Genomic DNA, 14,759 nt, shown 5'->3' on the forward strand with positions numbered 1-14,759 from the left:
GGACGTCCCGAGGGCGCCCTAGGCAAGCTCGCTAGAACTCCGCCTTCAGGGCGGCGAAATAGTTGCGCCCCAGGAAGTCGCCATAGGTCAGAGAGGGATAGGACGGAAGCTCGTCGGTGAGGTTGTTGACGCCGACACGCACCGAGTAGCGCTTGAGGAACCTATACTCCGCCGACAGGTCGTGCCGCGTATTGGAGGAGAGTTTCGCCACGCCGCCCGGCGAATTTTCGATCGTCGCGGTCGAGTTGATCAGGGTGGAGGGCATGTAGTTGGCCGAATAGTTCAGCCGGACGGGGCCGTTAGTGTAGTGAACATCAAATCGCACGACCCACTCGGGCAGCGTCTGCGTCGCGTCGGTGCGGGTCGTCGTGCCGGCAAAGGTCACCGTCGCTAGGGTGTTATGCGTAGCCTGCAGGGTGAAGTCCAAGACCCCTGGCAGCTTCGAAACCTCTTGGAGCGGAAGCCTGTAGTCGATGTTGTAGACCTCGGCATGCAGCACTTCGGCGCCGGCGTTGACGTTGCTGGCGATGCCTTGGTTGATGTCGCCCTGAGCGTCGTAGCCCAGCGTGCCGCAGAACGCCGCCGGCTGGGGCGAGGCGTCGAAGCAGGTCGTGGCGAAGTTCGTCACGGAGAACAGTTGGATCGAATTCTTCAGATCAATCCTGATCACGTCGGCCGAAATGGCCAGGCGCGGGATGAATTTGGGCTGGTAGACGAACCCAAAGGTGGTGGTGTCGGCCACTTCGTTCTCAAGGTCGGCGTTGCCTTGCGTCGTCGTGCGAACCTGAGCGACAACCGTGCCTTGGAAGTTGCTCAGGCGGCTTTGAGGAGTGGTTGGCGCGCCGGCTGGAAGGGTCGCCAGGCCGTAGGTCGGATTGGCGGTGAACAGCGCCAGACAGTTGGCCGCCCGCGTGGACGGGGCGGGGCCCGCGCCGATATTGGTTCGGCTGCAGGGATGGGACGCGGCGCCCAGACCGACGACGGCAGGCGCGGTGACTTGGTTCAGCGAGGGCGCGCGGAAATTGCGGCTGCGCGTTCCCCGAAGCACTAGACCAGCGCCGACATCCCAACGCAGGCCCGCGCTCCAAACCGTGTCCTTGCCAGCCAGCGAATTGTCGACGAACCGGAACGATCCGGAAAATTCCAGGGATTTCACGAACGGCAGGGTTACGTCTCCGCCCAGCAGAGGCGCTTCGATTTCCCCGGCCAGTTCATTGGTATTATACGTGCCGCGAGCGGGCGTGGCGGCGATCCCGCTGAAGAACTGCGGCACCAGGTCTTCGGCGAGAGGTTCGAAATCGGCCTCTTCCTTACGATGTTCGTAGCTCAAGCTGAACTTGGACTGACCGGCTGGCAGTTTCAGCAGATCGCCGGAAATCGTCGCCAAAAAGTCTTGCTGCTTATTGGTGACCGGGCTGAACACTCCACCGCCGCTGCGCGCCATGATGTAGGCGGCCTGCTGGGGCGTGATCTGCTCCGTGCCGAAGATGTTCAAGGGCACACAGCCGGGATCGGTCACGACCGTGGCGTTCACGGCGCATACGATCTGGCCAGCACCGTTCCGGGTCGCATTGGCGGCCCGACGCAGGTTGGACGAGACGATGCTGTAACCGTCGACGCGCTGGCGCACCTGCGACGCGGTGTAGGACGCGTCCCAGAAGAAGTTGCGATCCACTGCAGTGAACTTGCCTTCCAGGCCGATCATCGCCCGCGTGGTGTCGGTCCTGTACCGTTGATCCAGGTATTTTGAGCCCAGATTGCCGAACGTCTTTGACAGGTACAGCGGCAAGCCGGCGGCGAAGGCGGGGCTGGACGCGGAGAGCTGCGCGATGGTCGTGGGCGTCAGGTACGGATTGGTGTTGGTGAAGGCCAGCGGGCTTAGCGCCGGATACGGCACGCTGAGCGCGCCGGTGTACTGCGCCACAACCAGCCCGCCCGACTTCTGGGTCGCTTCGACCCGCGCGCCGAGGAACTCGCCGGTCAGGGTGATATTGTCGGTCAGGTCGTAGTGGCCAGTGACGGTGGCGATCTTGCGTTCAAGGCGAGGAGCCAGGGAAAATGAGCGCGGAATGGGCCAGTCCAACTCCGACCCGAGGTTATAAAAGAAAGCGTACGGGGTCCCCAAATCTCTCAGGACGATGTTGCCGCCGCTGTCGATCGTCACCCCGCGGCCGCCCTGGGTGACCGTGCCGGCTGCGCCGGCGGCGAACGGGGAATTACTTAGCGCGACCAAGCCGTTGGTGTCCGAATAGATCGAGACGGGGCCATTGTAGAAGATGGTCCCAGGAACGCCGTTCGTCCCAGCGCCGGCGGCCGGGTTGGGAATGGTTTCGCTGTGAGACTCCCAACGGTCGCCGGTGAGAAGCGGCGAGGAGCGCGAATAGTCGAACTCCCCGGCGATGTTGCCACGGCCCTGCGCGAAATTCTGACCTGCGACCAGACGAAAGACCGAGGCTTTGTAGGAGTCGCGGGTGTCGGCGCCATGTTGGGCCATTACCGACAGGCCCTCATAGTCGTCACGCATGACGTAGTTCACCACGCCCGCCATGGCGCCAGAACCGTAGACCGCCGCGCCGCCGCCCTGCACGACGTCGATCCGCTCCAGAAGGCCGGTCGGTATGATGTTGGTGTCGACCGCTTCGTCGCCCAGGCCAGACGAGCTGGAGACCATGCGGCGGCCATTGAGGAGGGAAAGCGTTCGCGCAGGACCCAGATTGAACAGGTTTGGGAAATCCTGGCCGGCCACGGCTTGACCATTGGAAAGCGCCGGGGTGGGGGCCCGGCTGGGCGAGATTGACGTCATCTCGTTCAGCGCCTCGCCCGCTTGGACGAACCCTTTGTCCTCGATGGTTCGCGCGCCGATGATCGCCACCGGGGCGGACGAGGTGGTGTCCGACGAGCGGCGGATGCGCGAGCCGGTCACAACGACCTCTTCGATCTGAGCGGCTTGCTGATCACCTGCCGACTGAGCCTGCGCCGCCGGCGCCAGGCCGGCCAGAGCCATCCCCACCCCAAGAGTCGTGGTGGCGAGCAGCGTCGAACGGAAATTGAATGATTTCACGGTTTCCCCCTATTTTTTATTGGGAGAACCCTCGGCGCGCGGAAGGCGAGCCGAAAGTATGTTACTGTAAGACAGGTCGATGCGTGCGAGAGCCGCAGTCAGGCTCAGGGTGCTGAACAGTCCGCACGCGAGGCGTGCGTGAGATCCGGCCTTCGTGCCTCTGCTCTTGATCGGCTTTCTGACGATCCTCCGGCGCCGGACAGGCTTTGTCGCATCGGGTACAGCACGACTTCGCAAGGCCCGCCTCGACGCGAGCGTCGCGACGGCCCCAGGTAACCGTATGATACTCGCCCCTAACCTTCGTCGCGGCCATGATCGGAAAAAGGGGGGAGGGAAGCTTGGCTGTCTCCGGACGCAGCCGTAACGCCGCGCCGATTTCCCCTGACGGGCGCCAAGCCCGATGGAGGAGATACAGTATGCATGGCGGCCAGCTCGATCCGGACACGCGCGTGGCGCAGCTTATTGCGTCTTATGGGAACGCCGGCGCCTGCGCGGCGCACCTGCTTTGCGATCGTCACGATGCGGATGCTGTGGCTTTCAGCATCATCGGACCGGACCTGGTCAGCACCGACCTGACCTATGGTGAGTTGAAGCGCCGATCCGAACGGTTTGCCTCATCGCTCGGCCAACTGGGCGTTAGGCCCGGAGACCGGGTGGCGACGTTGATGACCAAGAGCGCCGAGCTGTTGGTATCGCTATTGGCCATCTGGCGTCTTGGCGCCATCCATGTCCCGCTGTTCACCGCGTTTGGCCCAGCCGCCATCGACTTTCGCCTGAAGGCGTCTCGAGCCCGCGCGGTGATCGTCGACCCCGACCAAGGCCTCAAGCTCGCCGAGTTGGACTTGGACGGCGCCCTGGTGATCGCGACCCGGCTCGGCGTGGCGGGCGCCCATGTCTGGAACGCAGTGCTGGAGGGCGGTAACGCAGACTTCGCCGCTTTCGTCGGCGGCGGGCGAGCGCCGCTGGTCGAGATCTATACGTCCGGCACCACCGGCACGCCAAAGGGCGTCCATGTGCCTGTCCAGGCTTTGGCGAGCTTCCAAACCTATCTTGAATACGGGCTCGATGTCCGCGCTGACGACATCTACTGGAACGCTGCCGATCCAGGATGGGCTTACGGCCTTTACTATGGGATCTTGGCGCCGCTCGTTGCGGGCCGCCGAAGCTTGTTGCTCACAGCGCCATTCTCCGCCGAATTGACCCTTGATGTCCTTGAGCGTTGCAAGGTCACCAACTTCGCCGCGGCCCCCACAGTCTATCGAGCGCTTCGCAGCTCCGGGCTCAACCCGCAATCTTCATTGCGATGCGCGTCGAGCGCTGGCGAGCCGCTGACCCCCGAAGTCAATCTGTGGGCCCAGGAGGCCTTGGGCGTGGAGGTCCACGACCACTACGGCCAGACCGAATGCGGGATGATGATCAACAACCATCAGCACCCAGCCTTGCGCCGAGACCTCACGACGGGCGCGATGGGTCGAAGCATGCCCGGGTGGAGAGCCGTCGTCCTAGACGCGGAGGCGGATCGCATCGCCGCGCCAGATACAAACGGGCGCTTGGCGGTGGAGCTTCCAGAAAGCCCGCTTGCCTGGTTCGAAGGCTATGTCGGGGCCGCAGCCAAGACTGCCGAAAAGTTCTCGGCGGACGGACGCTGGTATCTGACCGGCGACGTGGCGCGGACCGATCGCGAGGGCTGCTTCTACTTCGGATCGCGCGACGACGACGTGATCATCATGGCCGGCTATCGCATTGGTCCGTTCGAAGTGGAGTCGGCCATGTCGCTCCATCCAGCCATCCTGGAATGCGCCGCGGTGGCCATCCCCGACGAGGTGCGCGGCGAAGTGCTCGAGGCGGTGGTCGTCCTGCGGCCCGGATACGCGCCTTCCGACGGGCTCACCCAGGAGATTCAGGCTCAGGTGAAACGCGGCTTTGCCGCCCACGCCTTCCCGCGGCGGGTCCACTACGCCGCCGCACTGCCCAAGACCGCCTCTGGCAAGGTCCAACGCTTCGTGATCCGCGAGCAATTGCGCGCAGGTGGCAGCGTGCAGGCCTCCTGAGCCGACCGTGTGCCCGGGCCGATTGCTGAGTTCCTCCCCAGGAGCAGAACTTCGCCCGGAAGACCCCGTCTTCCGGGCGGCTCTTTTTGGGGTTAGGCGTTCAACATCACCTTGGCGGCCGGGGACGGGCCGTCCGCGCGATGGCGTCGGACGAGACGATCAAGCGACTGCTCGGTGCGTCGGGTCAGCGCGATCGCATGTTGTCTTGCGGCCAAGTCGCCAGCGATCTTGAGCAGAGCTGCGACCTCGCTGACGTCGGCGGCCGGATCCAGCATAAGCAGTTCGGCGCGCATCCGCGCGGCCTCGGCTTCCCAGACCCGTTCGTCGTGCTCGGCGATGAACGCCGAAGCCCTGTCCACCAGGTCCAGTCCGTGCTCGGCTCGACCCAGCGAAAGGCACATGTCTGCGCCCAAGAGCAGCAGGCAAGACTTCAGATAGTGCTCGCCAAAGGCGTCCGCCTGTTCAAGCAAACGATCAAGATGACGGGGCAGACCGTCTTGCGTGAACGACGCCCACTCCGCGCAGGCCGATCCGAAGGGCTGCCAGTAGCGGCATTCGCGTTCCTCGCACAGGGGCTGGAGCTGGGCGTTTAGGCGAGCGACCGCCTCGACGTCTTCGTCGCAGACGGCGTGGAAGATCAGCCAACACAATACGAACGCGACTGTGGGCGGGTGCGCTTGGGCCAGCGCGGCCGCCAGAGCTTTCTGGCCGTAGGCCCTGGCCACCTCGGGTTCGCCCAGCAGCCAGTGCATCCATGACAGATACGCTGCGACTGTGGCGCCGGGATCAAATCCAAACCGGGGACCATGACCGGGCGGATCGTAGAGCTCGAACGCCTTCAAATGCCGCTCGCGGGCTGTGCGAAAATCACCCGCGAAGGCGTCGCATGCGCCCATCAGGCGGAGGGTCTCGATCCTTAGCTGCGTGTCGCCTTCGAGAGCGTCAACCTGTTGACCGAACGCTTCGGCGAGCGCGCGCGCCCGGCGCCAATGGCCACGGCCCGCCGCCTGGGTCCACAGCCCATACGTCGCCTCAAGGCGCTTGTTTGGCTTGCCAAGGTCCAGCGCCAAGTGCTCGGCGCGCTCGTAGATGCTCAGCAGCTCAAGATCGCTGTAGCCCCGAGCGCTCCTAATCAGGAGCGCCAGTTGGAGCAGGATTGAGAGCTCGCGCTCGCGATTGTCCTCTCCGTCCAGCGAAGCCAGAGCCTCTCGCGCCATTCTGAGATGGGCGATGCCCTCGGTCAGCGCATAGCGCGCCGCGGCCCTTCCCCCAGCGTCGATCCAGAATGGGATCGACTCGCCCGCCCGGCCGGCCTCCATCAAGTGGTGCGCCACCAACTCAGGCTGGTCCGCCGCGACGTCGGGGAAGGCTTCAACGAGCGCGTCACCGATTTTGGCGTGCAGGGCTCGGCGGGTCGGCTCGTGGAGCGATCTGTAAGCGGCGTCCCGGAGCAGAGCGTGACGGAATGCAAAGCCCTGGGAACTGTCGCCACGGTCGCGGACCAGCACGCCTGCGGCCAGAAGCTGGTCCAGGGCCGCGTCCAGGTCCGCGCCCGCGCCCGCGCCGCCGGCGATCTGCGCGAGCATGGCCCAAGAAAAGGTGCGACCTAGGGCGGCCGCCATCTGAGCGATGGCGCGACTGGCGCCAAGTCGGTCAAGCTGTGTCGCGAGCAGCTCGCTGAGGCTCTCGGGCACCGCCGCGCGCCAGGGGTCCAATGCGTGGGTCGCCAGCATGAGCTTGGCGAGTTCTTCGACATAAAGGGGAACGCCCTCGGCGCGTTCCAGAATGAGCGCCCGACAAGGTTCTGAAAGTTGCTCTGCGTCCGGCATCCCATGCAACAAGGCGGCGCAGTCGCCGCGCGGCAGTCGCGCCAACCGAATGGCGGTCACATTAGTCTGCAGCGGAAAGTTAGGAACGTTCTCCGGGCGGCTTGTCATGATCACCAGCAGCGGCGCGGAGGCGGCCGCCTCCACCAGGTCGCGGAGGAACTCCAAAGTGGTGGGATCGGCCCAATGAACATCTTCGACAAGCAGCACGATCGGACGGGCCCCGGAAAGGCCGAGCAACAGGCGGCGCAGAAGCTTGAGTGTCAGCGCCTTACGCGCGCTTGCGCTCATGTCGACCGGATCGGCTTCGGCTGCGCCCAGAAGTTCGGCTAGCAGACCTTGGTCCAACTCCTCCGTAGACCCAGACCGTTTGAGCACGCGGCCCACCGCGGCTTCCACGTCTCGGCTGTCCTTCGTCAGCCCCAGGCGCGTGCGTAGGAGCTGCAGGATCGGATAAAGCGTACTGTTGCCATGCTGAGGGGAGCACTGCGTGCGAAGGCGCACCCCGTCGCGACCCACGGCCGCCAGCACGGACTCCGCCAGCCGCGACTTGCCCATGCCAGCTTCGCCCACCAGCATCAAAGCCTGGCCCTCGCCAGCTTGCGCGAGACGCCAACGGCTCATCAGCAAGGCGCGCTCTTCGGCTCGGCCCACCAGATCGCTGCGTAGTCCCGCATGAAGGGCCTGGAAGCGGGTGGTGTTGGGCCGCGCCGCCAAAAGGCGCCAGGCCAAACCGCCGCCGGAGTCCGGATCCAGTTCTCCGGCCGAAAGGAACTGGAAGGCCGCCCCAGTCATGCGGCGCGTCGATTCGGCCACCAAGATCGCGCTTGGGGGCGCGTGAAGCTGCAGACGCGTGGCGCGGGCCGGCGCCTCTCCAATCACCGCGGCGCGAAGCGAGGTCCCGGCCGTGGTCGGCCCGCGGGTGATCACCTCGCTCGTCGCCACGCCAATCCTGCATGACAGCGCCAGGGTCTGGGCGCTGGTCCGCACCTGGGCGATCATCTCCAGCGCTGCTGAAAGCGCCCTGGCTGGACCATCGTCCAAAGCAAATGGCCAGCCGAAATACACCATCAGGCGGTCGCCGGCGCTTGCCTCGACCTGGCCGCCATGCCGATTGCCGATCTCGGCGCAGCGGGAGTGAAGCGTGTCCAAGGCGTCGAGCAGCGCATCGCTCATGGCCAACTGCCCCGTCGTGTCGGTGAACCCGCAGGACAAGGCCGTGACCATGCGTCTTTCCTGCGCGGGCCACGCCTGGCTTAGAGCATGTCGGGTATCGGCCGCGGCGCGGGCGGGCGAGGCGGCGTGTCCAGAAAGTTCGCCGCTGCGATGAAAGCTAGGGACATAGGATCCCTTGACGACGTGGATTTGGAGGGGGTCGCCTGCATGATCGGCGATATACTGTACGAGAAGCCGTCGGAGGCGTCCGGCCTCGACCCGAACGACCGCGCTCTCACCCGGTTGGAAATCACTGGCCTTGCCGAAGACCTCGGTGGCGATGGTGTATTCCTTAAGGCGCGCGCCGCGGCCCGCCAACGTCTCTTCGACCAGGAAAGTTAGAAAGCGGCGCATACGCGGCGCTCTGACGAAGGCGGCGCTGGTCAGGACGCGCTCCATCTGAGCCCGTACTTCCTCCGCAGGCGGGCCTGCTCCGATCGAGCTGAGGCTCTCGCCCGTTGATGCCATCGTCTTATCTCGCGATGTTGAAGCAGTCTGGCGTTTGGCATCGCCCCAGGGAGCGGCTATCCCCGAACCACGCCTAACCGTAACATACTGCGCTCCCGAAAAGAAACATCGCCATCAATACGGGCGCGACCTTCGCTGTTCGGCGGCCGCGCCAAAAGGCTGAAAAGCTTGGCGATCGTGATTTTAAGGGAAGGCGATAATGACCAGGAGGATATACCTCGCGTTCGGCGCGCTGACGGCCATGGCCGCGCTCGCTCCGTTGACCCAAGCGCACGCGGGGACCTGTGAAAGCCTCGTGGGCCAGAAAGTTGGCGGGGGGACGGTGGTTTCTGCCGAGCGAATGGCCTCGGGGCAGAAATTGAGCTTGGCGGGAGCTGCGGCGCTCTTTCCAATTCCGCCCGCCAAGGCGGCGTTCTGCCGTGTAAAGGCGCGGATCTCGCCGGTTCCGCAGTCCGAAATCGACGTTGAAGTCTGGCTGCCCGAAACCTGGAATGGCAAGTTCGTCGGCACGGGCGGCGGCGGGTTCAGCGGCGGCCTCGAGATCGCCGCGCTGACCCTCAATCCGATCGTCGCCAAAGGCTATGCCGCGGCGACGACCAATGTGGGCCATCCCGCAGGGGACTCGGCGAAGTGGGCGTACAAGCAACCTGAAAAGCTCGTGGACTGGGCCCATCGCGGCAACCACGTCACCGCCCAGTTCTCCAAAGCGCTCATCGCCGCTTATTACGCCAAGCCTGCCGAGCGCGCGTACTTCCAGGGCTGCTCTAACGGGGGCCGCGACGCGCTTATGGAGGCGTGGCGCTATCCTGAAGACTACGACGCCATCGTTGCTGGCGCCCCGGCAGCTCCCTGGACGCGCGATTTTACCGCGATGCCGTGGAACATACGCGCCCAGGACGGGCCGCCCGCGGTGAATTTTTCGCCCGCGAAGCTGAAACTGGTCAATGACGCGGTCATGGCGCGATGCGACAAGCTCGACGGCGTGCAGGACGGGGTCCTGGAGAACCCGCTCGCCTGTCGGTTCGATCCAAAAGAGCTTCAGTGCAAGGCCAATGCGACCAGCGATTGCCTGAGCGGCGCCGAGGTCAAGGCGTTGAGAGCTCTCTACCAGGGACCGCGGACGCGCGATGGCCGCCAAATCTCGACTGGACTGGCGGTCGGCGGGGAGACCGTGGAGTGGGAGGGCTGGATCACCGGCCCCAAGGCGGTGCATCGCCAGATGTCCCCGGAGTTCTTCCGCTGGATGGTCTATGGCGACGAAACTTGGTCGATCGACCGCTTCGATCTCGAGCGTGACTACGCTGAGGCGGTCAACCGTGTCGGTTCGATCGTCGATTCCGACAATCCTGACATTCGCCCGTTCCTCAAGCGCGGCGGTAAGCTTCTGATCTATCATGGCTGGGCCGACGCGGCTCTGCCCCCCGGCAACACCATCAACTACTACAACGCCGTGCGGTCGAAAGCTGGCGCCAAGGCTGACCAGGTCCGCCTGTTCATGGTGCCAGGAATGGCTCACTGCGCCAAAGGCCCCGGTCCCAGCCTGGTCGACTGGCTCGGCGCTCTCGACACATGGGCTCAAGACAACAAGCCGCCAGAACGGATCCTCGCGTCTAAGCCGGAGGACTTCAACGCAGCGTTCATGGGGCAGCCCACCAAGACCCTTCGGACGCGACCCTTGTGCGCCTGGCCCGCCGTCGCGCGCTGGAATGGCAAGGGTTCCACCGACGAGGCGGCCAACTTCCGCTGCGTGGCGTCGAAGTAACGGCAGTCGCCATGTTGGCCCGTCAGGCCGGCATGGCGGCGCCTCAAGGCAGGCGCGCCGTCGATGCCGCGTTGCGGCGGCGTGCGGATATCGCAGGAAGGCTTGAACGAGTTGGCGGAGCCGGAGCGTTTCGCCCTGCGGACCTTTTTGCAGACAAACCTGCGGCGGCCTTGCGTCGCCGTGGGCCGGCAACACCTCAATCCCCCGTCCTCGGGTCGCCACTGTCCGTTCCGAACCATCAACAAACATGTACGACTGTTTAGTTGTAAATGACTGTGATCCCCGCCAATGTCTTTCAGCCGGGGAGGGGGGCATCACGCTCATGCGGGGCTCCCCGCCGCCCCAAGCGGATGGGGGAAAAGCGCCGATCAACATCGCCGCCTTACGTTTAGATCCGTTCGCTGCAGGCGCCGACGGTCGATCACGCCAACCCCGCCAATTTTGGTGATTTGCATGCCCAAGACGCCCCTCTTCAAGACATCCGCCCCTCGCGCCTTGGGCCAGGTTTTGCTTCTGACCGCCGGTCTGGTGGTCAGCCAAGGCGGCGCGTTTTGCTCTCAAGCCGTGGCCCAGGTCGCCCCACCGCCAGGCTCGGCGTCGCCGGCCGCGGCCAAGGCGCCGCTCCCCCGTGCGTGGGATGACGCGCGTCTGTCGCCGGACGAGCGCGCCGATCTGGTGCTTGCGAAAATGACGCTGCACGAAAAGCTGCAGCTCACATTCGGCTATTTTTCGACCCAATCCGACAAGCCGGCTTCCGGGGTCAAAAACTTCGAACTGCCCAAGGAGGGCCTCCCGGCGTCCGCTGGGTTCGTGCCCGGAGTTCCGCGTCTGGGCGTTCCAAATCAATGGCTGAGCGACGCGGGCATGGGCGTGGCGAGCCAGCAATCAAAGACGCCCCGCTTGAGGACTTCGCTGCCCTCCGGAATGGCGGTGGCGTCGACATGGAATCCCGAGCTTGCCCGCAAAGGCGGCGCCATGATCGGCAACGAGGCCTTCCTGTCGGGGTTCAATGTGCTGCTGGCAGGCGCCCTGAACCTCGTGCGCGAACCGCGGAACGGTCGCAATTTCGAATATGCCGGGGAGGATCCCTTGCTGGCCGGCATGATCGCCGGCAACCAGATCAAGGGCGTTCAGTCCCAAAACGTCATCTCGACGATGAAGCATTTCGCGTTCAATGGGCAGGAAACCCGGCGCACGACGATCGACCACAAGATCGACGAACAAGCGGCCCGACAATCAGACCTGCTGGCCTTCGAGATCGCGCACGAGGTGGGTCAACCAGGGTCGGTGATGTGCGCCTACAATCGCGTCAACGGCTTCTACGCCTGCGAGAACGATTGGCTGCTCAACCAGGTGCTCAAGCGTGACTGGGGCTTCAAGGGCTACGTCATGAGCGATTGGGGCGCCACGCACTCCACCACCCAGGCGGCCAATGCGGGGTTGGACCAACAGTCGGGATGGCCGTTCGATCGATCGCCCTATTTCGCCGACGCCCTCCGGGAGGCGGTGAACAACGGCTATGTCAGCGAGGCGCGCGCCGACGACATGGCGCGGCGCATCCTGAGGGCCATGTTCGCTGCGGGGCTATTCGACAAACGGGTCAACGGCGACGCCTCTGCAACGATTGACTACGGCGTCCACGCGGCCGTGACGCAGGCGGCCGCCGAGGAGGGGATTGTCCTTCTCAAGAACACCGCCGGCCTGCTGCCGCTCTCCAAGCGGTCGAGATCCATCCTGATCGTTGGAAACCATGCGGACATTGGCGTTCTGTCCGGCGGCGGCTCAAGCCAGGTCTATGCCCACGGTAGCCCGACCAACGGGATGATCGTGCCGAACGAGGGGCCCAGTGGCTTTCCAGGGCCCAAGGTCTACCATCCCTCATCGCCGATGAAGGCGCTGCAGGCGCGGACGAGCGCGACGGTCACCTATCTCGACGGCAAAGACGTTCAAGCGGCCGCCGCAGCGGCCGCCAGGGCCGACGTCGTGATCGTTTTCGCCGAGCAGTGGCTCGGGGAGTCGGCTGACGCGCGTAATCTTGATCTGCCGGGCGAGCAGAACGCCCTGATCGCTGCGGTCGCCGACGCAAACAAGAACAGCGTCGTTGTGCTTCAGACCGGCGGGCCGGTGATCATGCCTTGGTTGCCCAAGGTCGGAGCGGTCCTAGAGGCCTGGTATCCGGGCACCTCCGGCGGTGAAGCCATCGCTCGGATCCTGACCGGGCAGGTCAACCCCTCGGGCCGCTTGCCGGTCACCTTCCCCGCGGCCACCGGGCAGCTGCCGCGCCCGGCGATTGAAGGGTTGGGAACCATGGATCCCAACGGCCATCCCACCAGCAACTACGACGTCGACGGGGCCGCGGTTGGATATAAATGGTTCGACAAGACAGGCGCCAAGCCCCTGTTTCCGTTCGGGTACGGGCTCTCCTACACAAGCTTCGACATGGGCGGCCTGACCGTCAAGGCTGAGGGCAGGGGTCTCCAGGCGCGCGTCGTCGTGAGGAATACAGGGCCGGTCCGCGGCAAGGCCGTGGTGCAGATCTATGTGGCGGGGCAGGGTTGGGAAGCGCCGCGGCGCCTGGGCGGCTTCAGCAAGGTTGATCTGAAGCCAGGGGAAAAGCGCGCCGTCACGGTCCCGATCGATCCGCGCCTGCTGGCCACTTTCGATGTCGAAGGCCGCACGTGGCGGATCACCGGCGGCGGCTACCAGGTCACGTTGGCGTCGTCGGCCTCTGATCCCATCCAGTCGGTGAATGTGGACCTGCCAGCATCATCGTTCGTCCAGGGCCCCGCCGACGTCCGACCTTGAACGAGGACTAGCCCGCCAGCGGTGCTCGCCTTGGCGACACACGTTCCCATTCCACAAGCGTGAGAGCAGGCGCGCGTCGCATGCACAACGGATAAGAGAGGACAAGATCATGACCGGACTGACGCGGAGGGGCCTCGGCGGGATCGTCGGCGGCGTGGCCGGGGCGGCGGCTGGAGGTCTAGCCGCTGGACCCGTCTCAGCGGCGCCCAAGCCAAGAGCGAGGGGGTTTCCGTCGGGTTTCGCATGGGGCTGCGCGACCGCGGCCTACCAGGTCGAAGGGGCGGTGAACGAAGATGGCCGTGGGCAATCGATCTGGGACGTCTTCTCGCACACGCCCGGCAAGACCCAAGGCGGGGCGACTGGCGATGTCGCCTGCGACAGCTATCACCGGTTTGGTGACGACATCGGGTTGCTGAAGGACCTGGGCGCCAAGGCCTATCGCTTCTCGGTGGCCTGGCCGCGCATCTTTCCCGAAGGTCGCGGGCAGCCCAACCCCAAGGGGGTCGCTTATTATGACCGGCTCGTCGATGGGCTTCTGGCCAAAGGTATTGAGCCGTACGCGACGCTGTTTCATTGGGATCTGCCGACGGCTTTGCCAGACGGGTGGCGGGCGCGCGACACGGCCAAGGCCTTCGCCGACTATGCCGGCTTCATGGCCGACAAACTCTCCGACCGCGTCGAGCGCTTCATGACGCTCAACGAAATGAAGACGTTCGTCGATAACGGCTATGCTGGCGGAGACCATGCGCCAGGGCTGAAACTGCCGGCAGCGGATGTCAATCAAGTCCGACACCACGCCTTGCTCGCCCACGGCTTGGGGGTGCAGGCCATCCGGGCGAGCGCCCGACGCCGTGTCCAGGTAGGTCTGGCCGAAAACCCCGCCGTGCCCATTCCAGCCGTCGAAACGCCGGAGAATATCGCTGCGGCGCGGACGGCGATGCGTGAACTGAACGCGGGCTATCTGACCGCCGTCCTCGAAGGGCGTTACACCGACAAGTATCTCAAGAGCCTGGGCGCTGAGGCTCCGAGGATCGAAGCCGGCGACATGGCGGCCATTGGCGGTGCGCTCGATTTCGTCGGGACCAACATCTACACGGGCGGCTACGTAGAAGCTTCCGACGGACCGGCCGGCTTCAAATACTTGCTGCCGCAGCGCTCGCACCCCCGCATGGTGCTGCCTTGGCTCGTGGTGATGCCAGAGAGCCTCTACTGGGGGCCCAGGCTGGTTTCAGAGCTGTGGAAACCCAAGGCCCTCTACATCACCGAGAACGGATGCGCGGGCGACGACATGATGATTGCTGGCCAAGTCAACGACACTGACCGGCTCATGTATCTGCGCAACTATCTGAGCCATCTGCAGCGGGCCTGCGCGGAAGGCTTCCCCGTGAAGGGCTACTTCCTCTGGAGCCTGATGGACAACTTCGAGTGGGGTGAAGGATATTCCAAGCGGTTTGGCATCCATCACACGGACTACAAAACGCTCAAGAGGACGCCAAAGCTTAGCGCCCGCTGGTATGCCGACGTCATCCGGTCCAACGCCTTGGCCTAACAGCGAGCCTCGCGGCGCAAAG

6 protein-coding genes are annotated in these 14,759 nt (G+C 64.8%); 4 read left to right on the plus strand and 2 right to left on the minus strand.

From position 1 onward, the window contains the following. Positions 1-31 precede the first annotated feature (31 nt). Entirely contained in the window at positions 32-3,061 is a 3,030-nt protein-coding gene (locus V6S85_RS01280) for a TonB-dependent receptor domain-containing protein (RefSeq protein ID WP_133244782.1), read from the minus strand. A gap of 416 nt (positions 3,062-3,477) precedes the next feature. Between V6S85_RS01280 and V6S85_RS01285 the strand changes: the two genes are divergently transcribed. After that, positions 3,478-5,112: an AMP-binding protein gene (locus V6S85_RS01285; protein WP_116568671.1), complete on the plus strand. Its 1,635-nt coding sequence runs from the start codon at positions 3,478-3,480 to the stop codon at positions 5,110-5,112. A 92-nt stretch (positions 5,113-5,204) separates the two neighbouring features. Here V6S85_RS01285 and V6S85_RS01290 read toward each other — a convergent pair whose 3' ends face one another. Further along, positions 5,205-8,552: an AAA family ATPase gene (locus V6S85_RS01290; RefSeq protein WP_165828913.1), complete on the minus strand. Its 3,348-nt coding sequence runs from the start codon at positions 8,550-8,552 to the stop codon at positions 5,205-5,207. Positions 8,553-8,820: 268 nt separating this feature from the next. Here V6S85_RS01290 and V6S85_RS01295 point away from each other — a divergent pair, with 268 nt between their 5' ends. The 3 genes from V6S85_RS01295 (at position 8,821) to V6S85_RS01305 (ending at position 14,737) form a co-directional block, all read left to right on the plus strand. Then, positions 8,821-10,383 carry a tannase/feruloyl esterase family alpha/beta hydrolase gene (locus V6S85_RS01295; protein WP_116568669.1) on the plus strand — a complete coding sequence of 521 codons (1,563 nt, stop codon included), beginning with the start codon at positions 8,821-8,823 and terminating at the stop codon, positions 10,381-10,383. Positions 10,384-10,836: 453 nt separating this feature from the next. Continuing rightward, positions 10,837-13,188, plus strand: coding sequence for a glycoside hydrolase family 3 C-terminal domain-containing protein (locus V6S85_RS01300; RefSeq protein ID WP_334347743.1), 2,352 nt, complete (start codon positions 10,837-10,839; stop codon positions 13,186-13,188). Positions 13,189-13,297: 109 nt separating this feature from the next. Then, positions 13,298-14,737: a GH1 family beta-glucosidase gene (locus V6S85_RS01305; RefSeq protein ID WP_334347744.1), complete on the plus strand. Its 1,440-nt coding sequence runs from the start codon at positions 13,298-13,300 to the stop codon at positions 14,735-14,737. Positions 14,738-14,759: the final 22 nt, after the last annotated feature.

It is taken from the genome of Caulobacter sp. CCNWLW153, assembly GCF_036889365.1.
GTDB classification, from domain to species: Bacteria; Pseudomonadota; Alphaproteobacteria; order Caulobacterales; family Caulobacteraceae; genus Caulobacter; species Caulobacter radicis.